Below are 25730 nucleotides of genomic sequence, written 5' to 3'. Positions count from 1 at the left end.
AGCGCCGGCACGATGCCGGCGCTTTCTCTATTCCTGAATCTGCTGAGCATCCCTCAGCCCGCTTCGCTCCAGTTTCCGAGCTCATAGATGTCCTGCAGCAACCCGATCCGGCCTTTGCCGGTCTGGGAAGAGTAGACGCGAATCGCCTCACGCGGGATCTCGAGTTTCGTCGAGATCGCGCCCAGGTGCTTGTGCTGGCGGGTGGATCCGATCTTGTCGGCCTTCGTGGCAACTGGCAGGATCGGCACGGCGTTCTCTGCAAGAAACTCAAACAGCTCCGCGTCCTGCCCCGTCGGCGTATGTCGAATGTCAAGCAACGTTACGCAGGCCCGCAGCAGCGGGTTCGCATGCAGGAAGCTGGCCATCATCGGCAGCCACTGGGCCTGAACGGCTTTCGGGGCCTTGGCATAGCCGTATCCCGGCAGGTCGACGAAGTGCATTCGCCTCTCTTCGCCATCAAGTCGAAGCCTGATTTCAAAGACGTTAATGGCCTGGGTTCGGCCCGGGGTCCGGGATGTTCGCGCCAGCGCCTTGCGCCCGACGAGCGAATTCAGTAGCGAGCTCTTCCCCACGTTGCTGCGGCCGGCAAAGCAAACCTCGGGCAATTCCTCGAGTTCGCCCGGCCTCCATTTCGGCCAGGAAACGAGGAATTGTGCGTCGAGGACTTCGACTTGTGGGGATGGAGGCATGTGAATTCGGTTCCTGAGAGGGATGGGCAATGACGAACGGCCATTGTCTTTACTCTTGGCCCTGCTGCGCCGTGGGCGCTAGGTGGATTTGAGTCTGTGAGGTGATTGCATTATGAGCAAGCCGGCAAGTACACAATCCGCCCACGAAGAGGGGCGCCGCGTTCTGGGGTTCGAAGCCGAAACACTGCGGCGGCTGTCCGAGAACCTGGATGGCGAGTCGTTCAATCGCGCGACGGAGATTCTTCTCGGCGCGAAGGCCCACGTCATCGTGACCGGGATGGGGAAGAGCGGCCATGTCGGCGCGAAGATCGCCGCGACGTTTGCCTCCACGGGCACGCCGGCCTTCTTCCTTCACCCCGCGGAGGCCGTCCACGGTGACCTGGGAATGCTGACCCGGGACAACGTCCTGCTGGCGCTCTCTCACAGCGGAGCGACGGACGAAATCCTCAACTTGCTCCCGTATGCGCAGCACGAACGAATCCCGGTCATCTCCATCACGGGACGGATGCAATCGGCGCTCGCAGAACGCTCCGATGTCGTTCTGCTGACCGAAGTGGATCAGGAGGCGTGTCCGCTGAATCTGGCCCCGACGGCGTCGACGATTGCCCAGATGGCCATGGGAGATGCACTGGCAGCGGCCCTGATGCAGTTGCGAGGTTTCCAGGCGGAAGATTTCGCGATTCGCCACCCGTTGGGCTCGCTGGGGCGGCGGCTGCTCGTTCGCGTGCGAGACCTGATGGTCACCGGCGACCAGAATCCGGTTCTGCCGGAGACCGCTACGGTCCGAGAAGCAATTGACGAGATGACAACGAAGCGCCAGGGCGCCGTGGCCCTGACCGACGAGGCCGGCACGTTGACCGGGATCTTCTGCGACGGCGATCTGCGGCGGCTCTTCCTGCGCGGTCCGGTCGACGTCAACTCAGAGGTCCGCGAAGTCATGGTCCGCCAGCCCAAGCGCGTCCATGGCGACCTTCACGGTGCCAAGGCCGTGGACTTGATGGAAACGCACAAGATCACCGTCCTGCCCGTCGTGGATGACGACGATCAGGCGATCGGCATGATCCATCTACACTCGTTGATTGAAGCGGGTATCTGGAGCGAAAAGAACCGATAAATCTAGTAGCGAGAGGCGTGGATTCGTCGCAGCCAGCGGGCTTTTGGGCAGGGAGCACTCGAAGCCGGCGCGCCTGAATCCCCCTCCGCCTCTCGCTGGCCTTATTATCGACCCACGCTATCCAAGTGTCACAATGATCGGCGCTTTTTCGCCCCGAATCAGGGCTCGGGCACTTCCACGACCTTGCCGGACAGCCACGCCTGCTCGATCGATTCGTTGACCAGAATCTGCAGCAGCCCGTCTTCCGCCGGCGACATCGGACGCGTCGGATCCGACAGGCACAGCGAGAAGTGCTCGATCTGGTGCAGGAAGTGATTCGCACCGGGGATCTCGATCGTCTCTGCGTTCATCCCGTGTTGCAGGTAAATCGCCGTGCGCTCCCAACCGGGAATGAAGGGGTGCTCGATCGAAATCCGCCCGAAGGTCCCTTCGATTTCGCAGTACTGGTTGTTGAAGCTCGCCAGGCTGCCGGAGATCAGCGCCATCCGGCCGTAATCGAAATCGAGAATTGCCACAGACGTGCGATCCACCTTGTCCGGCGTCGATGTGTCCGCGCGCGCACTAACGTTGATGGGCTCGCGACCGTATAGCATCCGCGCGACGTTCGCAGCGTAGCAGGTCACGTCGTAGAGCCCCCCCCCGCCGAGAGTGCTGGACCAACGGTGGTCGTGCGTGTTGTGCAGCGGCCCGCAGAGGCCGGCGCGGATGAGGCGGACCTCGCCGATCCGTCCTTCCTTGATCAGCGCACGCACCGTGTCCCACTGCGGGTGGTGGCGGTACATGTAGGCTTCCATCAGCAGCACGCCGGCCTCCTGACTGGCCTCGACCATCCGCTGGGCGGCGGCGCTGTTCAGGGCCAGGCTCTTCCCGCAAAGGATGTGTTTGCCCGCCTTCGCAGCCTTAATGACCCATTCCTCGTGCGTGCCATTCGGCGTGCCGATGAAGACCGCCTGGATCTCCGGGTCGGCCAGGAGTTCTTCGTAACTGCCATAGGATCGCTCGGCCTGCGCCTCGCGCATCTTGCGCTGGGCGGTATCCGCGTCACGACTCGACACGCCCAGCAAACGCGTCATGGGCGACCAGCGGATCGCCGGACAGATCGCGTGGGTAGCAATCATGCCGCAGCCGATGATTCCCCATCGAATGGGGGTATCGAGCTTATCGCGCAGCTTCGGGATTGCGCCGGAAGAAGAGTGGCTCATGGACGGGTGCTCCTGCGACGAAATGGGCCCCCGCGAGGCCGGGGCGCCGGGCCTCTAGTCGACCGTTTCCAGGCCGTTATCGTCGAGCCATTTCTCGACTTCGTCGCGGATTTCCTGCTCATCGCGCCCACCCAATGGAGTAATCGGGAAGTACCGCTGATCGTCCTGCTCGAAGATCATTCCTTCGTCATCGAAGCCTTGCGCGAGCCATTGGATTTCATCGGCGATACGCTGGGCCAGAGGCAAATCATGCGAATCGGAAAGCTGCAGGTCGGTCCCCTCGCCCCGGCCGAGGCAGTACTCGACCACGTCGTGTGGCACCTGGATGATCGCGCCATCCTCGGCGTCCAGGAAAAACCGCACATTGTAAACAGTGAAGCCGGAGAAGGCCTCGATCAGAACGGCTTTGGAAATCGCGATGGGACGCGCCATGAGAGACTCCTCTTCGTCGCGGAATGGACTTCTTCATGCCCCTTCGAAATGGATACGCAAGAAGCGGTACAGGCAGGCGTGGATGGCATTTCGGAGTTGCCGCCCGCGCTCTTGCCGTGTGAAAGAAAAGGTTTGGGCGGCGAAGGGCCGATTTTCACTGGAGATTGAGCGATCATGACGAACGATGCCAAAAACACTCAGCCTGAGAGGTTGTTGATCGAGAACTGCCGATGCCTGGCGACCTTTGATGACGATCAGCGCGAGCTGAAAAATGTCGATATTCTGATCGAAGGACCTCAGGTCATCGCGATCGGCGAGAATCTGCGCCAGGCGAACTCGCTGCCCCCGGATATCCCGGCCATCGACGCCTCCTCGCACCTCGTGATGCCCGGCCTGGTGAACTGCCACCACCACATGTACCAGGTGCTGACGCGAGTGGTCGGACGTGCGCAGAACGCCGAGTTGTTTGAGTGGCTGATCGAGCTTTACCACATGTGGGAGCACGTCGACGCGGAAGGCGTCCATGTCGCGGCGCTGATCGCGATGGCGGAACTGCTGATGACGGGCTGCACGACGACGATGGACCACCATTACTTGCACCCGGAATCGGCCCCGGTCGAACTGATCGACGAGGAAATCCGCGCGGCCCAGTCGCTCGGCATGCGCTTCCACCCGACGCGCGGCTCGATGACGCTGGGAATCGATCGCGGCGGACTGCCGCCGCTGTCGCTGGTCGAGAAGCCGGACCGCGTGCTGGCCGACTACGATCGCGTGATTCAGAAGTACCATGACGATTCGCCGTTCTCGATGCTGCGAATCGCGCTGGCGCCGTGTTCGCCCTTCAACGCCGACGAAACGATCTTTCGCGAAACCTCCAGGGTCGCGCGGCACTATGGCGTGCGCATGCACACTCACCTGGCCGAAACGCTCGATGAGAACGACTACTGCTGGGAGCGCTTCGGCTGCCGGCCGTTGGACTACGTTGCAAAGATGGGTTGGGAAGGCCCGGACGTCTGGTTCGCCCACGCCGTGTACCTGAATGCGGCAGAGCGCAAGCGCTGCGCTGAGAACGGCACCGGTGTCGCGCACTGTCCGGCGTCGAACGGTCGCCTCGGCAGCGGCATCGCTCCGATCCCGCAAATGGTTGCCGCCGGAATGAAGGTCGGCCTTGGCGTCGACGGTTCCTCCAGCAACGACAGTGGCGACATGCTTGGCGAAGCGCGTCTCGCGTTCCTGACGCATCGCGCCGCGCAGGGCGTGCAGGCAATCGATACGCGCAAAACGCTGTGGCTCGGCACACGAGGCGGTGCCGACATTCTTGGCAACGACAAGATTGGTCGCATCGAAGTAGGCTGCGCTGCGGACATCATCATGCTGGACCTCAACCAGTTTGCCTTCGCCGGCGGCGCGAGCCTCGATCCCATCGCCGCGTCCGTGATGTGCGGCACGACGCACCACGTGGACTACTCGATTATCAACGGCAAGATCGTCGTCGAACGCGGCAAACTGAGCGGCGTAACCGAAGCCAGTGTCGTGAAGAAGGCGAACGAGATCAGCGAGAAGATTCTCGATAAGGTCAACACCGAGCGGAAGATGGATTACACCATCCGCGTGGACTGGCCAATGAAGGTTCACCCGCCCCACCCGGGCGACGAAGAAGCGCGTTCCAAAACCCCGGAGAAGAAGCCGGAGAGTTGAAGATAGAGAATACATTGAAGCACTTGCACCGGCCCCCAAACCCAGGGGCCGGTGCTTTTCGATTGTCTGCTTGAAGTGACTGTGATTCCGTTCGGTTACAAGAATCGGACATTCTCGGCCACTCGGGAGCGGGGTTATGAGACGTCTTCGGCTGCTCATTGCAGGAGTGCTGGTATTTGCTGTGCATCTGTGCTGTGCGGATGCACTGACTGCTCTGCCCGATCTCGCCGCGGAGGACATCTGGCGGGATGCGGACTCCTCGATTCCCTGGATCTCGATCACAAACGCCGGCGACCAGGAGGCGGATGGTTCCATCGAATGCACGCTGTCTGTCGATGGGACCGGAGTCGAAACAATCGCCACGGGCAACCTGGCGCCCGGCGAATCCAGGCAACTTGCTTTCACAGCACCGATTGATTTGCCTCCGGGTGCAATCCACGTCTCCGTGCAGGTCGATTCCGGCGGCACCATTGCGGAAGGCGACGAGACCAACAATACGCGTGAGGAGACCTGGTCATCTGACCAAACAGCTCCGAGCTTTGTGACCCTTCCCGTGATCGACTCGATCGCCGCCGATGCGGTTGAGATTTCCGTGGAGGCAAACGAGCCCGTCACGGTTCGGGTTTACTACGGAAAGACCCTTGGGTCGCGTTCGGCCTACGAGGAGATTCTGACACCGAGTGCCTCGCACATCGTGCGCATCGAGGGCTTACTGCCCGACACCATGCACGAGGCCGCAGTGAGAATCACCGATGCAGCGGAAAACGCGACGTCGTCACTGCCATTCAATTTTCGGACGGAGATGACGACGCCCGATGCTGAATCGCCCGTCATCGGACTCCCTCTTCCAGAAACAATCAGCGGCAGAACCATCATCGCGCCTGAAGTCAATGATCCCTCTCTGGATCGTGTAAACTTCATGATCGATGGTGAGTTGATCGCGACCGATTACTCCGCCCCGTTTGAACTCGATTTCGACGCGACTCAGTACCCCAATGGATCACACAATATCAACGTCGAGGCCGTCGACCGTGCCGACAACCGCGCGAGCGATAGCGCGGATGTTTCCATCGCAAATGTCATCGATACCACGGTGCCCACCGCGCAAATTGTCTACGATTTCCTTCCACCAGTCCAAGGATACATCACCTTTGAGGGTCATGGAGATGACGATGTCGCTGTCGCCGAGCTGAATTTCTACGTCGATGGAATCTGTCGCGATAGTAGGAAGTACACGCAGGTCCAGCAAGCTCCCAGCAAGTTCGCTCTCTTCTCCTGGGATACGCGCAAGGAGCAAAACGGCGAGCGCTATCTTGTCGTCGAAGCCATCGATACCGATGGAAAAAAGGGTTATGCGAATCGCCTGGTGAACATCGAGAATCCCCCACCGGTGAAGTACAGCTGGATGCTCTCGAAGCATGACGTGATGTGGCAGAACTTCGGCGGAGAAAACTACGTGCGCGTTGTGATCGAACTCTTGAACAACGGAAACCAGGAACTCAACAACGTCGAATTCCTTCAGTACGAAGTACATGGTTTTCAGATCTTCAACTTCGAGGTTATCTCTTCCGCCGGGCTCTTTTACGATTACAGCCGGACCTGGCACATCGAAGGCGGCTGCCGCTACGAGATGGAAGGCAAGGCCATCAAGACGATGAAGCCTGGCGACACGCTGCAGATCACGCTCGATATGGTTCCTGTGCTGGCGGCACCGATTCCAGCCGTTCCAGCGTTCGGAGAGGCCTTCAAGTTTCGCTATCTCCAGCGCTCATACGGTTCGCCGACTGTGGAAGAAACGTATGCTCCGCAGAATATGGTGGCGGGTGGAATGACGCCCGCAGCGCTTCACAAAGCGATGTGCGCGCAGTCGGATTACATTATCCTAACGTGTCCAGGAGAGCTCTTTCGACAATACGCCGGCGGTTACTCGTTCGGTTCGGAAATGGAGGCCTATCAGGCGGCGAAGTGGCTCAACAAGAAGGTTGAGAAACTGCTTCGCAAGACCGCGGAGCTCGCACGATGGCGAAATGGAGTTCTAGGATTCGTTGCGCCAGAACTGATTGTTGATGACAGCGAGATTACTCCTTTGCTCGCGAAGAACTCTGGCGTGTGGCAGAAGCAAATGGCAAACGGCTATTGGGGAAATGGCTACCTGCTTCTCGTGGGCGAGCCAAACATCGTTCCCGCGAGCGCCTTCAGTGTTCCGAATTACTTCAATGAAGAGCCAGGGGATAACTTGTATTGCTGGCCGTCTGATATTCTCTACGCGAACACTGTTGGCGACTATATCGTTCCTGAGTTGAATGTCGGTCGAATCATCGGCAATACGCCTGACAAGCTGATGAAGCACATTCAGAACAGCCTCGATCTCGATCCTGGCCCTTATGCACTCGGCGGACCGAGTTCAACAATGTATCTGCTGGCGGGCGAAGGGAAGTCCGAGGGGCTATTCATTTCCAAGATCACATCGATGCGCGATTCGCACACAACGATCTATCCACACATAACGGTGCAGGCGGATTTCTTGTCACAGATCGTCGAGAACACAGAGCGCACAGTCTTCGACTCCAAAGCCCCGTCTTCCGGCCTGATCGGATACTTCGGACATGGCTGGACGGATGGCTGGGATGATATCGTTCCGGCATCGTTTCCATTAGGGTATTTCGGCAATACGCGTCCTATCATGATTGGAACGACATGCCTGTCCGGTTCCTACTACCCAAACTCGTGGATCAACTTCTCCGGCAATGGGATGCCCGATGCGCTGGTCGAGCGCGGAGTACCTGCGTACATCGGTGCGATTCAGGTCACCGGCAACAAGGTGAACGATCCGTCGATTGGTCAGCTCTTCTGGTACCTGATCAATTACGACAAGGGTATCGGGTATGCCCTGGATCGCACGCGAAGCGATCTCTATCCCGATTCATCCTGGCACATCACGAATGCCCTGCGAAATGAGTGGATTGTCAGCTACAACCTCTATGGCGATCCGAAGATCGGGAAACACATTCACGATGCCTTCTATCCTACTGGTGGCCCCCGCGTAGAGGCGCCGCAGCGCCTGAGGCGCTCTCAGGAAGTCATCATCGACGTACCAGATTACTCACTGAACGCGACCGACGAGGGAGATATCATCGAGATCGGCAACCAGCCCTTTGTGCTTGAGACGGGCAAGCCCCTCGTGCCGTCCTACACGGAGGAAGTGCTCCTCGACGGAAGCCTGGATGTCTCTGATGTGATCCTGCTGGAGAAGTCCGCGGGCGAAGTCTTCTCGGCCGATGTGGCGCTCGCACTTTTTGGTGGAGCGACGTACTATGATCCGAAGATCTATGCCGGAGGTGCGGGACCTGAGAAGGAAGTCTGGCCGGATCACGAATTCTCATGGAGTACGCGACTCCTTCCATCTGGGGATCGATTGCTCCGAATCACAGTCTATCCCCTGCAGCAATCTCACCTGGATGGGGTCGCCGAGTTCACGAATCAGTTCCGCTTCCAGGTTGAGACTCAAGCTGTGGGATTCGAGCTAACTTCCTTCAGTCTCACCAATCAGCAACCCTTCCGCGGCGACTCGATTGATGCGAACGTGGAGTTCTCTTGGACTGGCGGTGCAGGACCTTTGTACGCCGGAGTTCGAGTTCTTGATCGCGCTGGCGTGGAGAGCACTGCAGGCGGGACGGAAGTCCGAACGCTCGCCGCGCAAACTCCGCTGGGCCTCGTCGCATTCCCTATCGACACGTCCGATCTTCCTATCGGGGCTTATGTCGCGCAGGCAGAAGTCTGGAATGAAGAGGGGACGATCCTGGCCACGACGCAGCAATCGTTTGACGTGCGAGCGGCGCGGCTCGAACTCGGCCAACTGACTGCCAATCACGGCGTCTACTACGCCGGCGATACAATCGCCTTGCAGGTTGATGTGACGAACAATGGGATCGCTTCGACGGATGGCACGTTGATCGTCGAGGCGTTCGACAGCCAGTCCGATGTTGTCCAAAGCTGGGAAATGGCGCTTCCGACTCTGGCGCCAGCCGGATCGATCACCGAGGAATGGTCCTTCACGATTCCAGGCGTCGCGGAGCCGGCCTATCGTGTGACATCGTTTGTGATCTACGAAGGGCGCCAGTCGCCCGCGAGCTCTCTTCTGCTGACGGAACACACGAGCGATTACTGGCTGCTTCAGTAGCCCCTTGCGTCAGATGTTTTCCTCCTCGAACGACCAGCAGAGGTCGAGTACGTGCTGGCGCAAGTCATCGGTTGTCTTCGCCTGGCGCCACGCCTGCTCGAATCCGTCCGACTCGGCGAGTCGCGCAATTGTTGACAGTGCATGCAGATGCATCTGGCGGTCTTCTTCGGAGCCAATCAGAACAAATGCCATCGTGACGGGTTCGTTCTGATCTGGAAACGCGATGCCTTTCTCTGCGCGGACAAGCGCAATGTGCAGGCCAATGACGCCCGGTAGCGAAACATGAGGAATCGCCATGCCCGGTACGAGCACCGTCGAGAATTCGCGCTCACGCTCGCGCAGGCTGTCGGCCAGATCGCTCTCCGTCACGTCGAGGCGCGAACTCAGGCTGCCGGCGACGCTGACGAGGAACGTCTCGAAGCTCGTCTCGTTCTGAAAGTCCAGCACTGTGCCCATCGCAACGGATTCCGCGAAGCGGCGTGTGAGTTCTCCCCCACCGGTGTCACGCCGCATACAAATGATCTCGTCCCCCGGCTTGAGCTTGTCGTCTTCCGCAGCAAATCGCGCGCGATCTTCGCGTCGAATGAACAGTGGAAGTAGGGCGCGCGACTTCGCGAGTCGCAGGCATGCCTCGCTCCAGGTTTCGGTTTCTTCCGCTTCGACGGTTTCTGTTTGCGCAGGATGACGCCCTGCAACGCGCGTCCATGGATCGAGCAAGTGTGCGCCCTCCAAGTGCGGCCAGATCGGGGCGAGGGTTGATCCGTGGATGGCGCTTTCTTCCTCTGGCGAAGGACGCGCTGTGCGGACGCGCGGAATGCCGAACAGTTCGCGGGCGCGCTGGGCGACCAGTGAATTGATCGTCGCGTTCGTGGTCATGGCAAGAAGCGTCGACGCTTCGCGCGCTCCGGCCAGGATCAGTACTTCTTCACGCGTGGCACTTCCGCGAATGGCCTCCAATCCCTCTTCCTGCGCCGCTCGACAGTGATCAGGATTCGTATCGATCAGGCACACGGGTTCCTTTGTCTCGTGGCGGATTCGCTGTGCGACCGCTCTACCAAGTGCATCCGCGCCGACGATCACGATGCCTTCGCGTTCATCGTCCATGCGCGCCAGCTCGCCGTGCTTCTCAAGCCACTTCACGCCGAGTTTCAGGCCAATTGGTACCGTCAATGTTGTGAAGAACGCCATCAGAACAAGTGCCGAGAACAGGTTGGCATCGATGATTCCGAGACCAAGAGCGATCTCTGCGATGATGATCTCAACGGCACCCCGACCGTTCATGCCGGCACCAATCACCATACCTTCGCGCCATCCATTGCCGCTGAAGACATAGAACCCTGCCGTGCCGAAGATCTTCGCCAGCGTGGCGGCCGCGATGACAAGAATCACAAACACCGGCTCCGCAAACACGACGTCGAGACTAACATGGAAGCCAACCGTGACAAAGAAGATCGGTGCCAGGAAACCCAGCGACATGTCTCGCACGACACTCGCGATTTCGTGTGAGAGTTGGTGCCGCAGGACTCCTCGACGCATGAATGCGCCGGCCATGAAGGCGCCAACAATCGCGTGCAATCCCAGCAGATGGGCCAGTTCCGCGTACACCAAAGCAACGAGCATCACGTAGGTGAAGCTGCCCGTGCGCTCCGACATGCCGAGTCGCTGAAGCAGACCTTCACTAAAGGGAAGAACCTTTACGCCCAGGACAATCGCGATGGCAAAGAAGAGTATCGCCTTCACCACAACGAGCACCAGATCCATCGCATTGAATCCCTCCGGCCCGACGATGCCGATTGCGAGAGCAAAGACGACGAGCGCTCCGACATCTGCGAGCAGCGCGCCGGAAAGAAGAACGTTCGCGATACGCGTCCCAAACAGATTCAGATCCGCAAGGATGCGAGATTTCGTTGCAAGCGATGTAACGGCCATCGCCAGACCCAGGAACAATCCGCCGCCGTGACCGGCTCCCCACAAGTAGGCCATCAGGTAGCCTGCCCCGAATGGAACGATGAAGCCGCCAATTGCGCCAAGCAACCCGGCTTTGCCGCAACGCAACATGTCGCGATAATCGACTTCCATTCCGATGTAGAGCATCAGTGCGAACACGCCGATCTGTGCGAGCACGTCCAGGCCTGGAACGGCTTGTTCGAAACCGATCCCCCACTGCCCTAGCAGTGCGGGACCGATGATGATACCGGCGGCCAGTTCGCCAAGAATCGCGGGAAAGCCAATTCGGTTGGCAATGATACCGGCCATCCAGGCGACGAGGAGAATAGTTAGTAAGGAGAGCATCGAGAGTTCCATCGGTGGACTCCTGTTCCGGGGATTGAAGTGTTTTGGGGTTCTGATTCGAGGTGCGGTTGGTTGCGATCGATGCCGTCAGTTGCGGGCCATTGATTGATCGCGGAAGAGAAGAAGCGAGCAACTCTCCTCTTGAAGCAATTGATCGAAGGGTTCGCCGAAGAAATGGCTCCAGAACTTGCTCTTCTGGTGCGGAGCGGGAAGCGCCAGCAAGTTCGCTCGGATGCGACTGGCGAACTCGACGGCACCGCGGCCACAAAGCCCGCGGATGGCCTCCATCGTCACGTTCAGATGATCGAGGTTCGGCAATTCCAGGAAGTCCTTCATCAAGTACAACTCCATGGACTTCCATTCGTTGTAGGACGAATCCGCCTTCGGATCGTTCGCCGGATCATCAACGCCACGATAGCCGTAGAGATCGTATTCGCGAAGGATATGAAGACGATCGGCGAACTGCCGTCGGGCAAGTGCGCACAGGAAGTCCAGCATCGCGAGAGAGCTGCTATCGTACTTAATCGCTGCCGCGAGATTTCGGAAGCGCGTGCCATCTTGCTGACACGCGGGCATCAGAAGCATCGAGCAGGGCAGCACGCGCGCGAGCTTTGCCAGGTCGCCCCGCGTCAGGACGCCCTTCTCGCTACGATGCGCCGGCGGCCCCAGAACGACGAGATCAGCCTTCAAATCAATGGCTGCGTTCTCGATGGAAGCGGCCAGCGCGCCTTCGGCGAAATGGAGCTCCCAATCGACAATCTTCGTGCTGTGAAGCAGCGACGCGACCGTGTCTCGCATGCCGTCCGATTCCGAACCGGCAAAGAGGAAATCGAGCGTTCCTCCGAGCAAATGACAAAGATGAGCGGCCTCGGACGCAATCTGACGCGCGGCCCGATCGAGGGGCAGAAACGCCAGCATCCGGATTGTCGATGTCTCCGTCTTGGTCATCGTAATCAAGCGCCGCGCGAAATGGAGGGCAGGCGGTCACTTAAGCAGTATATCCCTGTCTGACCATTCCTCGGTCAACAGAAACCGGTTTGGCTTTATTCGATTTTCGGATGCGATGTAGGGTGGAGTTCAGATGTAAATCAGGAAGCTCGGCGCGCGACTTCTTCCCAAAGTACGGCGATACTTTTCCGCCACTTGGCTGAAGCAACGGCGATCTCGTCGTGCGCGCTCCGCGCTTGCGCTTCCAGATTCTCGATGGCTTCGGCCACCTTCTCCGGGTTGGGCGAGCCGGTCTGCGAGCGTAGCGAAAGCAATTCGACCGGATCGTCGAACTGCGCCCATTCCGCTTCGGTCATCGGCTTGGTGTCGGGCTGCTGTTCGGCAAGCGCTGCATTCAGCGAATCGCGATCGAGATGGCCTGCTTCTTCGCAAGAAGCAACTGCCCGTCCCAGCAACCTATAGCAGTCACGGAAGGGTAACTCCCGCGTGCGCGAGAGGAAATCCGCTACGTCCGTCGCATTCAGGAAGCCCTGCGCGCAGGCCGCTCGCATGGCCTCCACGTCGACGGCAAGAGTCTCGAAGACTCGGGCGAACAGTGTCGGCGCGCCTTCGGCCTCGGCCGCGGCGTCCATGACCGTGTACTTTGTCCACTGGCTGTCGCGATTGTATCCAGCAGGCACTGCGGTGCCGACGCCAATCAGTGCCTGCAAGTGCCCCGCAAGCACCGCCGCCCGGGCGCGGGTCACTTCCGCGAAGTCGGGATTGCGCTTCTGCGGCATGATCGAGCTGCCGGTTACAAAGGCATCGTCGAGACGAATCCACTGACGCGGCGGCGAAGAGAGAAGGATCAGATCCTGGCCCATGCCGGAAAGATGGCCGAGCACCTGCGCGGCAGCGAAAACGTACCGTGCTTCCAATTCGCCGCGGGCCCAAATGGAGTCCGTCGAGTTCAACGTCGGACCGCCAAACCCCAACAATGCAGCGGTGCGTTCACGATCGATTGGCCAACTGGTGCCGAACGAGGCTGCGGAGCCGAGTGGGCACTCGCGCAACTCGGCAAGCACGGTTCCGAGATGCCGGAGATCGCGGACGAGGCGAGCCAGATACCCCGCGGTCCAGTGCCCCCAGGTCGTTACCATCGCCGGTTGCATGTGCGTCATGCCCGGGCAGACGGATTCGGCGTGAGCGCGCGCGTGCGCAGCCAACGATCCTGCCAGGTCAGCCAGTTCGTCGCTCAACGCCGCGATGCGCCCCCGCAGCCAGAGACGCATGTCCGTGGCAACCTGGTCATTGCGACTGCGGCCGGTGTGCAGGCGCCCGCCCGCGCCCGGACCGGCCTTGGCAGTCACAAAAGACTCGATCGACATGTGAACATCTTCGGCCGCGGGATCGATGATCGTTTCACCGCGCTCGTACCGGGCCTTCACATCGAGAAGAGCAGCCAGAATCGCCCGTTCCTCTTTCGAGCAGAGGATTCCGCGATCCGCCAACATCAGCGCGTGGGCGGCGTTTGTCGCCAGATCGTGCTCGATCAGATCATGATCGGCCGCTGGGCGGCCACGAACGTCCCGCCCGGCGCAATATGCGACATTCACGGCGTCGATTCCGCCGGCGGAGACGCGCTTGGCCCACACGGGGCCCGTAGGTTGGCGATCGGTCATGGCTGTGGCAGTCCTTCTTATTCGAAGAGAGACCGCTCGTTCATCAGCGGAATGTTGTTGTCCATGTGCTTCAACGCGCCGCGCAGGAACTTCTCCAGCTCGGTCGTCGAGACATCATAGGACTCTTCTGCCAACGTATTGATGTCGATATTGATGTTAAGAAGCAGATCGGGGTTGCCGGGCTGATTCGTGCGCATGGAACGAATGCCGAGGCGACGGTTGATTCCGATCCCGCCTTCCAGTTGGGTCCGGGAAGCCGCGGACATCTGCAACTCGCTCAGTCGTTCGCCGAAGATATTCGGATTCCCCAGAATATGCTGCTGCATGCGCTGATTGGCGCTGCTCGGCACAGGGGAGATGATATCGGTCACGACTCCCACACGCAGGGCGGTCGCACCGAAGTGCTCCGATAGAGTCGTGTGGATGCGCATGGCCTGGGGAATGAACTGGTCGAAGGCCTCGGCAACCGGCAAGGCCTTCAGATTCATGCCCTGCTCCGTCTTGGTCACTTCGCCGGGCATCATGCGGAATTGGATCCTGGCAGGGGCGACCTCCATCATTAGACGAGTGTCCTTCGACATGAAGCGTACACGGCTCATGTCCGGCTTGGCATCGGGGGGAACCGGAGCCAGTTGGGGCTCGTTGTCGAATTCGGGCAGTCGCCACGGAAGGGTGTCCGCGAAATTGCGGTAATCCTGGACCTCCAGCTTGCGCAGGAAGAGGCCGAGGAAGATTGACGTCGTCTGGAAATTCTTAAGCATTCTGGGGAAATCTCCCAAGATCGAGTTAGTCGGACGGGCGCGCCGGGCGTCCAGACGCCGATCCCGCACCGGCCCGCAGTCAAAGGCCCCTGCCCCCCACGGTGCAACCTGAACCTCGCGCCAGAGGGGCGAGAGAGTGGAACATGGGCTTGCATCGGCCGCCCCACCGTGCCCACAGTGCGCGCCTTGGGATGGCGGATGGACGCGCGCGAGAAGAGCAGAGGAGGACTATGCCTTTCACCGGGGACAACTGGTCAGGGGTTTCCCTTGACGGGCCCCGGGGATCACGGGTCAGATAGCCCCGTTTTTGCCGGTGGGTGCTCCGGAACGCCCACCGCGACAGGGACGTATGTGGTCAAGTTCTCTTCTTTTGGCAGGTCTGTGCCGACAGCAATTACTGCTCACGTCAAATCGTCCACAACGCACGACACGTCGTCGCCGGAATTATCATACCGGGAGAAAGTATGCGCATTAGCGAAGTTGCCTCGATTCTGAATTTGTCGAGCAAAGAAGTCATTCAGGAAGTCGAATCCATGCGTGATGATCTCACCACGCAAGGGTTCAAGCTCGCCAAGCGCCTGACCGCTTCCAGCGGACTGGATGAAGAAGCCGTTAAGCACGTTCTGGCTCACATCGATTTGCGCCAGCAGGAAGCCAAGAAGGCGGAAGAAGAGGCGAAACGCCTCCGGGAGCAGGAAGAGATGGAGCGCCGCCGGGCCGCCGAGGCTCAGCAGCGTGCCCGCGAAGAAGAAGAGCGCAAGCGCCAGGCGGAAGAAGCCCGCAAGCGCGCGGACGAGGAATTGGCTCGTCGCCAGCAGGAAATGGCCGCTCGCATGGCGTCCCAGACGCCGGCAGCTCCCCAGCAGGTCGCAGAACCCACGAAGGCGCCGCCCCCACCTCAACCGGTCCAGCCGAAGGAGGTCGTGGCAGAGCGCAAGCAGAAGGAAGAGCGCAAGCCTCAGCAGCGTCCCGAGCGGCAGCAGCGCGACCGCGATGAGAAGCCACGCAAGCCCAAGCGCCGCGATGATGTCGACGGCGATTCCGTGAGCGATAAGTCGCTGGCGCGGTTTATGGCCGAAGGCCTCCAGTCGGTCGTCTCTCCCGATCAGCGCGAGCGCCGTCGCCCGCCGAAGGAACGTCGTCCCGCCGGCGGCCCGCAGAAGGATGACAGCCAGCCGAAGCGGCGCCGTCCGAAGAGCGCTCCTTCTCAAGATGGCGGAAAGCGGTTCCGCCCGACTCAGATTTTCAACCGCGAGGTCGTTCAACGTCGGCCATCGCCGCGCCCGCACCAGGGTGGCAGGAAGTCCAAGCCCTCCTCCGGTCAGCGCAACCAGAAGCCGCAGCGTCCGACTCATGTCGTCCTGCGTGGAGACATCACGGTCGGTGAGTTCGCCGATAAGCTTCAAGTTCCGAGCAGCGAAGTCCTCAAGCGCCTCATCCTGATGGGTGAGATGCTGACGATTAACCAGGTCCTCAGCGAGGATCTGGCCGAGTTGCTGGCGACCGAGTTCGAGGTTGAACTGGATGTTCGCCCCGAAAGCGACGAGCACGATGTCGAGGAATACGTGACGGCCGAGGATTCGGAAGACGATCTGGCGCCGCGTCCGCCCGTCGTGACCGTCATGGGGCACGTCGACCACGGCAAGACGACGCTCCTGGACCGCATCCGCGAGGCCAACGTGGTCGAGCAGGAACACGGCGGCATCACCCAGCACATCGGTGCCTATTACGTGAAGACTGAGAAGGGCGACCTGGTCTTCCTCGATACCCCGGGTCACGAGGCCTTCACGGCCATGCGTGCCCGCGGTGCGAACGTCACGGACGTGGTTGTGCTCGTGGTAGCCGCCAACGACGGCGTGAAGCCCCAGACGATTGAGGCGATCAATCACGCGAAGGCCGCAGAGGTCCCGATCATTATCGCGATCAACAAGACCGACGTGGACGGCGCCAACGCCACTCGCGTGAAGCAGGAGCTGATGCGCTTCGAGCTCGTCAGCGAAGACCTCGGTGGCGACACGATCATGGTCGAAGTCTCGGCCTTGCGTGGCAACGGCGTCCCAGAATTGCTCGACATGATTCTGCTGCAGTCGGAAGTCCTCGAGCTGCAGGCCAATCCGTCCCGCGAAGCGATCGGTACAGTGATTGAGTCGCACGTCGATCCAAATCGCGGTGCTGTCGCAACGGTTCTGATCGAGAACGGCACACTGAAGCAGGGCGACCACTTCGTTGCCGGGTCGATTTCCGGTCGTGTTCGCGCGATGCGCAACGACCGCGGCGATATGCTGAAGGAAGCCGGTCCGTCCTGGCCCGTGGAGATCATGGGTCTTTCAGGCAGCCCCGGTGCCGGCGAGCAGTTCGTCGTCGTGCCGGATGAAACGCAGGCCCGTGATATCGCCGAGAAACGTCTCGTGCGCCGCAAGCAACGCTCCGTCCGGGGCGGTGCTCCTCACGTCACGCTCGACAACCTGGTCGATCATCTGACTGAAGGCGAAGTTAAGTCGCTGAACCTCATTATCAAGGCCGACGTGCAGGGGTCAGTGGAAGCGATTGCTTCCGCTCTGCTGAACATCAAGTCCGACAAGGTGATGCTGGATATCATTCACTCGGGCGTCGGCGCGATCACCGAAGGCGATGTGCAGTTGGCAGATGCGTCCTCCGCGATCATCATCGGATTCAATGTACGCCCCGAGACCGTTGCCCGCGATCTGGCTGCGCAGGAAGGCATCGAGATCCGCACGTACAACGTGATCTACGACCTGCTGAACGACATCGAGAAGTCGATGGTCGGCATGCTGGAACCGGTGTACGAAGAAGTGGAAATGAGCCGCGTCGAGATCCGACAGATCTTCAAGGTCACGAAGCAGGGCAACATCGCCGGCTGCTTCGTCCTCGAGGGCACTGTCGGTCGCGAGCACCACGCCCGTCTTGTCCGCGAAGGCAAAGTTATCTGGAATGGCAAGATCCAGTCGCTTCGCCGCGTGAAGGACGAGGTCAAGGAAGTCCAGTCCGGTGTCGAGTGCGGCATCAAGTTGCTGAACTTCAACGACATCAAAGAAGGCGACGTCATCGAGTCCTACACCTTGAAGGAAAAGGCCGCGACGCTGGTCTCCACCGCCAAGGAATAGCGCTTCGTCAACCAGATCAAATCAACGGCCGCCGGGTTTCCTGGCGGCCGTTTTCATTGTGCATTCGCAAACAGAAACCGCCCGCCGGTCGTGGACCTTGGCGGGCGGCATATCTGTCGGGGGAAAGCGATCTTTCTTACGGGGCCACGATTGCGTCGTAGGTTTCCGGGCGACGATCGCGGAAGAACTGCCAGACGTTGCGCACTTCGCGGATCATGTCGAAGTCCATGTCGGCGATGACGATGTCGTCTTCCACACGAGCGCCTTCGGCCATGATCTGGCCGCGCGGGTTGCAGAAGTAGGACTGGCCATAGAACTCGCCGAATTCCCAGGGCTTCTCGACGCCCGGACGATTGATCGCGCCGACGAAGTACTGGTTTGCGACGGCGTGGGCGGGCTGCTCGAGCTTCCAAAGGTATTCGCTGAGGCCAGCAACAGTGGCCGACGGATTGAAGACGATCTCGGCACCGTTCAAACCAAGGATGCGGGCGCCTTCGGGGAAGTGGCGATCGTAGCAGATGTACACGCCAACGCGGCCAATCTTCGTGTCGAACACAGGGTAACCCATGTTGCCGGGCTTGAAGTAGAACTTCTCCCAGAAGCCGGGGTTGCAGTGCGGGATGTGGATCTTGCGGAATTTGCCAAGATACGTTCCGTCGGCATCGATCACGGCGGCCGTATTGTAGTAAACGCCGGTCAGATCTTCCTCGTACATCGGAACGACGATGACCATTTTGTACTTCTTGGCCAAGTCCTGCATCAGCTTGGTCGTGGGTCCGTCGGGAATGCGTTCGGTGGATTCATACCACTTAGCATCCTGCTCGCAGCAGAAGTATGGGCCGTAGAAGATCTCCTGCAGGCAGACGACCTGGGCGCCCTTGTCGGCAGCCTGCTTGATCATATCGACGTGCTTGTCGATCATGTTTTTCTTAATCTGAGCGACCGGTGCGTCGCCGCTGTCGGGGGTTGTTGCCTGGATCAGTGCACCGCGGACGTTTCGTGCCATGACTTTCTGTGCTCCTTGGTGATTGAGGCCATTCTCATCGGAATAGCGAACGGAAAGCCTCTCCGGAGGGGCGCTCCGATGCAAGCATTTCTTGCGACTGCCATCTGGCCAGCCGAGATGGGTGCCGTTCCCACCGTCTTTCGGCGAACTTTTCCCAATAGGGATGACAAATCGACTTGGAATCCACAACGTGTCTGATCAAGATCGTCGCCGGGCTTGAGACCCGAACGGTTTTCCCCAGGGGTTGAGAGGTTATGCGCAGGCGTTTCACCAAAATTCTCTCCGTTTTCGGCGTCGCGGCAGTGCTGGCGGCCGGTGGGAATATTGCCTCCGCCGAGCCCCAGGAGGCCTACTACGATCAGTTCGACTGGGGTATGGCGATGGGAGATCCAGGGTCGCTGAACGTGGACTTTTGGAAAGGCAATCGCCAGCTCTTCCGCTACGATCCGCGCGTGGAGATGGGCGGGACCCGCGGCGCCGCCCGCATCGGCAACGGCGCCGTCTATGCCGGCCTGCTCGGGACTGGCAGCATTGCGCATGTTCTCCCGAAGAACGATTTCGAGCTCTATACATCAATCCGAATGACCGACTTCGTGGATTCCGGTTCCGGAGAACGGAACGCGGAAATCGCCTTCCGTAGCGACAAGCAGGAAGGCTACCTGATCACGCTCGATGGTTTGAACGATCGCATTCGGCTTCGTCGCCAAGGCGGCGGTTTCAACGACCTGATCGAACCGCATTCGTGCGAGATCAAGCCCGGCGATCTCTTCTATGTTCACTTGAAAGTCGAAGGCGCCGGCCCGGTGCGCATCACAGCGCAGGTGTCGACCGACCCGACGTTTGAAGGCGATGCGCTCGTCTTTGACGAAACCGTCGTCGAGTCCGTGTGGGTAATGAACAACACGGAACTGGTCCTGATCGGCTTCACGCCGGAGGGACCATACACGTTCGACTTCGGCTACTTCTCCATCGGCGAGATCGGCTACGAGCATCCGCCGTCGGCATGGACTCGCCGGCACTTCACGGATTCTCCGCCGATGCCGGACTTCGTGCAGCTCGGGAATCTGACCAGCTACGACGCCGGCACGACTTGTGTGGTCTTCCAATCCGATCAGGGCTCGATTCGTTTGGTGCCGCGCCTGGAAGGCACCGTGCAGATGGACTTCTCCCCCACTGGTGATTTCGGGCCCCGGGAGTCCTGGTCCGTTACGCGCGAGGACTGGCCCGAAACGCCGTTCGAGGTCACCGATGGCAATCCGATCGTCATTGAAGGCGCCGGATGGCGCGTCGATATCGAGCGCGATCCGATTCGCCCGATTTACAGGTCCCCGGATGGGACAATGCTGGTTGAGCATCCCGTCGGCCGCCCGCCACTGGCCGCAGGGAAGGCGCGCGAGATAGCATTTACCCTGGAGCCCGACGAGGACGTGTACGGCTTCGGCGGAGGCCCCGGTTCATCGGGAATCGAACTGAGCCGCCGGGGATATCTGCTGCGAGTTCTCAGCACGCGTCAGCGGCTTTCGCACACGATCGTGCCGTTCTGGGTCACGCCCCGGAATTACGGGATCTTCGTCGACAACCCCGCGATGGGTTGGCTGGACCTGGGGTTCGGCAATCCGGAGCAAGCCGTCTACTCTTCGGACGAAGGCGAACTGACCTGGTACGTGATGGTCGGGGAATCGATGTACAGCGTCCTCGAACAGTACTCCGACCTGGTGGGTCGCGCTGATATGCCTCCGCGTTGGACGCTGGGGAATGTCCACCTTTCCACGACGCGCGATTCGATCGCGGACATTCATCGCCTGGTCGAGGAATTCCAGATTCGCGCCCTGCCGTTGGATGCTGTGACGGTGGATTCCAGCCAGGTCAATGGCATGGAATTACCGCAGCAGCACATGGACGTACGGATCGTATCGAACCCGCAGGTGCAGTCGGCGAATGGGACACATCGCCCCGGAGAACGCGACTGGCGCGAGGCGGACGGAACCCTGGGTGGTCTTCCCCACTGGAACCCGGACCTGGGGGGATACTGGGGCAAGCCATCAGGCGAGCTCTATCTGCGCTGGGCACAGTTTGCGTTGTTCGACCAGCTGTTCCAGCCGCGCGGGCGCGAGACGATCGAGCCGTGGAGTTTCGGCCCGGAAATCGAAGCCGGCGTTCGAGATGCGCTCGAACTTCGTTACGAGTTGCTGCCGTGCCATTACACGTTGGCAAGGCAGGCCTACGATTCGGGAATCCCCGTGCTGCGTCCGTTGGTCCTGGAGTGGCCTTCCGATCCGCAGGTTCGGGACTTGGGGACGGAATTCCTGTTCGGGCCACACCTACTGGCTCGCCCGGTCACCGACGAACACGGCGATCGCGCGGAGGTCTATCTGCCGCAGGGCAGGTGGTTCGATTGGTTCACCGGCGCGGCAATCGACGGCCCGACCAGCATTTCGGTCGCAGAAAGATCGGATCGCTTCCCGCTGTATGTGAAGGCCCCCGCAATCATTCCACTGGGATCCTCGTTAGGTGAAACCGGAGAGACCGTGAAACTGCGGATCTGGCCACCGAAGCGCGGACGCACCGTTCACGGCCGTCTCTACGAAGACGACGGCCTGTCGATGGAATACAAAGACGGGCGCTTCGCCACGACGACGTACGAGGTGGAAGCTGCCCCGATGGGCGACGCCCTGAAGATTCGCATCGGCGGTGCAGTCGGATCTTACGACGGCCAGCCTGACTTGCGGCGGTACGAGGCGGAGATTCACCTGCTCGATCAGCCCGAGAGCGCGCAGTTCCAGGGCAAGCCCCTACCCCAGATATCCGATCCAGATGCGTGGGACACTGCGGAGCGGGGTTGGGCCTACGATTCGGAGAACCACTGGCTGCGATTGCGCGGCACGCCGTTGGCAATCGATTCCGGCCAGGAATTCACTGTCGCAGGCGATCCAGTCTCCAATTGGGACGGCTGGTCTCGACGAGAGCCGTAATCCGCCGCAATCTCTGCCATTTCAACTTTCCCGGTTGAGCCACAGAGGCTCCAGGGTTCTACTCCCGCCACTTCCTGGGAAGCGAGGCGCCATGCTGGGTAAGCTGCTCTCTCCAGAAATCGAGGAACTCGTGCGGCGGAAGGACTTCCGTGCGCTCAAGGATACCGTCCGGGAAATCCCCGCGGCGGACCTTGCAGAGTTGATCTCGGATCTGGAAGAAAGCGATCTGGTCGTGGTCTTCCGGCTGCTGCCCAAGGCGCTGGCCACCGATGTCTTCGAGTACCTCGAGTTCCCGCACCAGGAAGCCCTGCTGCAGCGCCTGACCGGCGGAACCGTCGGGCAATTGCTCGAGGATATGTCGCCGGACGATCGCACGGCTCTGCTTGAGGAACTGCCCCCCAAAGCCGCGCGCCAGTTGCTCAAAATGCTCTCCCCGGAAGAACGCCGCATCGCGACGGCGCTGCTGAATTATCCGGAGGAGAGCGTCGGCCGTCTGATGACGACCGATTTCGTGTACCTGCTGCCGGAAATGACGGTCACGGATGCACTGACGAAAGTCCGGCGCATCGGCATCGATCGCGAAACCGTGTACGCCCTTTATGTCGTCGATCGGTCTGGAAAGCTGCTGGGCCTCGTCTCGCTTCGGCACCTCGTGACCGCTGAACTTGAACAGATCATCGGCGACATCATGGAAACCGACCTGATCTACAGCCACACCGACACGGATCAGGAAGAAGCCGCCGAGATGCTGCAGCACTACGACCTGCTTGCGCTGCCGATCGTGGATAAGGAAGACAAGCTGGTCGGAATCGTCACTTTCGACGACGTGATGGACATCTTGGAAGAGGAGTTCACCGAGGACGCCCAACTGCAGGCTGCCGTCTTGCCGGGCGAGGAATCCTATCTGGACGCTTCGATTCTGAGCCTCGCCGGCCGCCGCGTGGTGTGGCTGGTGATCCTGCTCATCGCTGAAGTCGGTGCAGTCCTGGTGCTGCGCAGTTACGACAAGTTGCTGGAATCGATGATCGCCCTGGCGTTCTTCCTGCCGGCGATGACGGCTACGGGCGGAAACACAGGCACACAGTCGGCAGCGATGGTGATTCGTGCTCTCGCGACGGGCGAGGTGGCTGTGCGAGATGCCTTGCGGGTGATGCTGCGCGAGGTCTTCGTCGGCATGATCCTGTCGGTGGCTCTGGGGACGTTGGCCTACGTCCTGGCGGTGCTCATAAATGGGGATCCGATTCTGGGAATTTGCGTGGCCCTTGGATTATCGACTATTGTCATCGTCTCCAATCTGGCAGGCACGTTGCTTCCGCTCTTGTTCGAGCGCCTGAAGATGGACCCGGCGCTGATGTCCGGCCCTTTCATCAGCACGATTGTCGACGTGTTTGGCCTGGTGATCTATATGGAGATCAGCCTGCACGTTCTGCGGTGGTGGGGAAACTGAGGAAAATCGGCTTGCGGGCCGAAGTTTCAGCCGACTTTGTGAAAGAAATCACAGAGATGCGCCGTGCGGATGCGCGTTGACCTGCGTCATGCCCCACGGCAGAAAATGACCCCCCAAACGCTGGAGGATCGCTCTTTGGAGTTTCTGTACGAATACCTGGCGAAGGATCTCGAACGCGTCCAACAAACTATGGACGATGCCTTCGACGTGAATGGCGACCTGATGCAGGAAGTGGCGGAATACGTCCGCCAGGGCCGGGGGAAGATGCTGCGGCCGTCGATGGTCTGCCTGTCCGCGCGCGCTCACGGCCTGGATGCCGACAATTCCGACGGGCACATCCATCTCGGCGCTTCGATCGAGCTCTTCCATGTCGCGACCCTGCTGCACGACGACGTGATCGACAAGGCTCCCACGCGGCGCGGCCGCGAAACGGTCAATGAAAAATGGGGCGACGACGTCGCGATCTTGATGGCGGATTACCTCTACGCGACCTCCTTTGACCTCGCGCTCTCAACGCTGAATCCGGAGACACTCCGGGTCCTTGCACAGACAACGCAGCGCATGACCGAAGGCGAGATGCTGCAGATCGAACGCCGCGGCGATTGGCTTTCGGTCGATGACTACATGGAAATTATCACGAACAAGACGGCGTACTTGTTCAGCGCCGCGACGAGCCTCGGCGCATTGATCGCCGATGCACCGATGGAGGCTGTCAAGCGCATGGCGCGTTACGGTCTCGACTTCGGTCTGGCTTTCCAGATCACAGACGACACGCTCGACTACGAAGCGCAGAAAGATCGCTGGGGCAAACGTGTCGGAGCCGACCTCGCCGAAGGCAAGCAGACGCTTCCGCTACTGAGAACGCTGATGACGGCGAGCGAAGAGGATCGTGAACTGATTCTGAATATCCTCAACAACGGCCGAGACTTCGAGGCGATTCACCGCATCGTGCGGAAGTATGATGCGATCGAATACTCACTCGAAGTGGCCGCCAAGCACGCCACAAGCGCCGGCGAAGCGCTCGATGCGCTCGATACCGAATCAACGCCGGTGAAGTTGCTGCGCCAGATTTCCGATTCCGTTACGGTGCGGCAGTACTGATCCCAATCCGCTACTGCATTCCTACCAGCCGCACGCCTTCGCGGATGAAGGCGAGCTGCAGGTCGCGGTGCGATTCCCATGACATCGGTTCGATCCCGAATTCCTTCACGACTTCATCGAGTGGATTCTCATCGCCGTGTTCCAACGCAGCGCGCACGTGAGGCAGTTGCGCGCGAAGTCGGAAGTATGGCCGTGAATCCAGCGGCTCGTCGGATGATTCCGCCGCGCGCAAGATGAAGTACGGCATTTCGCTGACCAAACAGAGCGGATCGCCACCGAGCGATTGGACAAACTCCATCGAGCTCGGGCGGAAGAGCGCCGCCGTTTCAAGATCGTTCTGTTCCAGGAAGAATTCGCGCATCGCATCGGAACGTGGGGTTGTGCAGAAACCGGGGGCGATTCGGCTGAAGCCTTTCTCGCCGTGACGTTCCATGTCGTGCAATCCCACGCCGTGTCGACCGGCGATGTTCGCAAGGCGTTCGAGCATACCCGCGTTGCGCGCGCGCTCCACCCACTCGCGGCAGATTAAGAACCACGCGCCTTCCGCCACGCCCATGCTGTGCAGAGAAAGATGCAGATCGAACGGCCCATTGGCCGAGCGAAGAAACTTCGCGACAGCAAGATTCTCCGGGCGTGCCTCTTCATCGTCTTCGCTGCGCGGGTAATTGAATTCGACATCGTCGCCGGGGAGTTCGCGGTGCACATGTTTCATGCAGGCTTCGAAATCGCCGGGAGCTTCTTGCCAATTTGCGTTCCGAAGATCGCCGTCAGGGTTGACATGGGGGGCGATCCAGAAGGTACACCTTTCCGCCAGTTGGCGAGCCCAGGGCAAATCGCCCACGGCCATTTCCGCTGCGAGATACACGGCGGTACGCGGACCGACCGGTTCGTCCGCATGAGCGCCGGCGGTAATGCTGACGCGAATTGGACCGGACCCAACGGTAAGACCGAATAACGGAAGGCCTTGCCGCGATTGGCCGATTGTCTGAACGGTGCAATGAGGAACGGAGGCGAGAGACCAGTGCCCCGGGTTCATTGTTCCCAGAATTGTGTGATTCAAGTCCGCACTCATGTCGCGTCCCCTCTCTGTTTTGTGAGGTCA

Annotated in this window: 16 protein-coding genes; 7 read left to right on the top strand and 9 right to left on the bottom strand. The window is 60.1% G+C overall.

All coding sequences use genetic code 11. The features are described from left to right. Positions 1-53: 53 nt before the first annotated feature. Entirely contained in the window at positions 54-689 is a 636-nt protein-coding gene (yihA, locus tag KQI84_07545; GenBank protein ID MCB2154727.1) for a ribosome biogenesis GTP-binding protein YihA/YsxC, read from the bottom strand. Positions 690-801: 112 nt separating this feature from the next. Between yihA and KQI84_07540 the strand changes: the two genes are divergently transcribed. Continuing rightward, positions 802-1803: a KpsF/GutQ family sugar-phosphate isomerase gene (locus KQI84_07540; GenBank protein ID MCB2154726.1), complete on the top strand. Its 1002-nt coding sequence runs from the start codon at positions 802-804 to the stop codon at positions 1801-1803. A gap of 158 nt (positions 1804-1961) precedes the next feature. On the opposite strand, the gene KQI84_07535 is transcribed toward KQI84_07540, so the two are convergent. Both KQI84_07535 and KQI84_07530 read right to left on the bottom strand, forming a co-directional pair. After that, on the bottom strand, positions 1962-3005 hold the full coding sequence (locus KQI84_07535) for a Gfo/Idh/MocA family oxidoreductase (protein ID MCB2154725.1): 1044 nt from the start codon (positions 3003-3005) through the stop codon (positions 1962-1964). Positions 3006-3059: 54 nt separating this feature from the next. After that, positions 3060-3437, bottom strand: a complete 378-nt coding sequence (locus tag KQI84_07530; protein MCB2154724.1) for a hypothetical protein — start codon at positions 3435-3437, stop codon at positions 3060-3062. A 174-nt stretch (positions 3438-3611) separates the two neighbouring features. Between KQI84_07530 and KQI84_07525 the strand changes: the two genes are divergently transcribed. Both KQI84_07525 and KQI84_07520 read left to right on the top strand, forming a co-directional pair. After that, a complete protein-coding gene (locus KQI84_07525) occupies positions 3612-5135 on the top strand; it encodes an 8-oxoguanine deaminase (protein ID MCB2154723.1) in 1524 nt (507 codons plus the stop codon). Positions 5136-5271: 136 nt separating this feature from the next. After that, positions 5272-9315, top strand: coding sequence for a hypothetical protein (locus KQI84_07520; GenBank protein MCB2154722.1), 4044 nt, complete (start codon positions 5272-5274; stop codon positions 9313-9315). 9 nt (positions 9316-9324) lie between these two features. Here KQI84_07520 and KQI84_07515 read toward each other — a convergent pair whose 3' ends face one another. The 4 genes from KQI84_07515 to KQI84_07500 form a co-directional block, all read right to left on the bottom strand. Then, complete coding sequence (locus KQI84_07515) at positions 9325-11619, bottom strand: cation:proton antiporter (protein MCB2154721.1); 2295 nt, start codon at positions 11617-11619, stop codon at positions 9325-9327. A gap of 75 nt (positions 11620-11694) precedes the next feature. Next, the gene (locus KQI84_07510) at positions 11695-12555 is read right to left on the bottom strand and encodes a universal stress protein (GenBank protein ID MCB2154720.1); all 861 of its coding nucleotides are present in this window, start codon (positions 12553-12555) and stop codon (positions 11695-11697) included. A gap of 140 nt (positions 12556-12695) precedes the next feature. After that, positions 12696-14216 carry an argininosuccinate lyase gene (gene argH / locus KQI84_07505; protein MCB2154719.1) on the bottom strand — a complete coding sequence of 507 codons (1521 nt, stop codon included), beginning with the start codon at positions 14214-14216 and terminating at the stop codon, positions 12696-12698. A gap of 17 nt (positions 14217-14233) precedes the next feature. Then, positions 14234-14977 carry a hypothetical protein gene (locus KQI84_07500; protein MCB2154718.1) on the bottom strand — a complete coding sequence of 248 codons (744 nt, stop codon included), beginning with the start codon at positions 14975-14977 and terminating at the stop codon, positions 14234-14236. 464 nt (positions 14978-15441) lie between these two features. Here KQI84_07500 and infB point away from each other — a divergent pair, with 464 nt between their 5' ends. After that, a complete protein-coding gene (gene infB / locus KQI84_07495; GenBank protein ID MCB2154717.1) occupies positions 15442-18102 on the top strand; it encodes a translation initiation factor IF-2 in 2661 nt (886 codons plus the stop codon). Between the two features lie 136 nt (positions 18103-18238). On the opposite strand, the gene KQI84_07490 is transcribed toward infB, so the two are convergent. Continuing rightward, entirely contained in the window at positions 18239-19108 is an 870-nt protein-coding gene (locus tag KQI84_07490) for an acyltransferase (protein ID MCB2154716.1), read from the bottom strand. A gap of 254 nt (positions 19109-19362) precedes the next feature. Between KQI84_07490 and KQI84_07485 the strand changes: the two genes are divergently transcribed. From KQI84_07485 to KQI84_07475, 3 genes are all read left to right on the top strand, one after another. Then, positions 19363-22080 (top strand): DUF5110 domain-containing protein, encoded by a 2718-nt coding sequence (locus KQI84_07485; GenBank protein MCB2154715.1) that lies wholly within the window; start codon positions 19363-19365, stop codon positions 22078-22080. A 91-nt stretch (positions 22081-22171) separates the two neighbouring features. Continuing rightward, entirely contained in the window at positions 22172-23527 is a 1356-nt protein-coding gene (gene mgtE, locus KQI84_07480; GenBank protein ID MCB2154714.1) for a magnesium transporter, read from the top strand. A 135-nt stretch (positions 23528-23662) separates the two neighbouring features. Beyond that, a complete protein-coding gene (locus KQI84_07475) occupies positions 23663-24628 on the top strand; it encodes a polyprenyl synthetase family protein (protein ID MCB2154713.1) in 966 nt (321 codons plus the stop codon). Between the two features lie 10 nt (positions 24629-24638). On the opposite strand, the gene KQI84_07470 is transcribed toward KQI84_07475, so the two are convergent. Continuing rightward, the gene (locus KQI84_07470) at positions 24639-25700 is read right to left on the bottom strand and encodes a peptidase M14 (protein ID MCB2154712.1); all 1062 of its coding nucleotides are present in this window, start codon (positions 25698-25700) and stop codon (positions 24639-24641) included. Between the last annotated feature and the right edge of the window lie 30 nt (positions 25701-25730).

This window comes from bacterium, from assembly GCA_020444065.1.
GTDB lineage: Bacteria > Sumerlaeota > Sumerlaeia > SLMS01 > JAHLLQ01 > JAHLLQ01.
The sequence above is the reverse complement of the archived record's forward strand: the minus strand, read 5'-3'. Positions and strand labels throughout refer to the sequence as shown.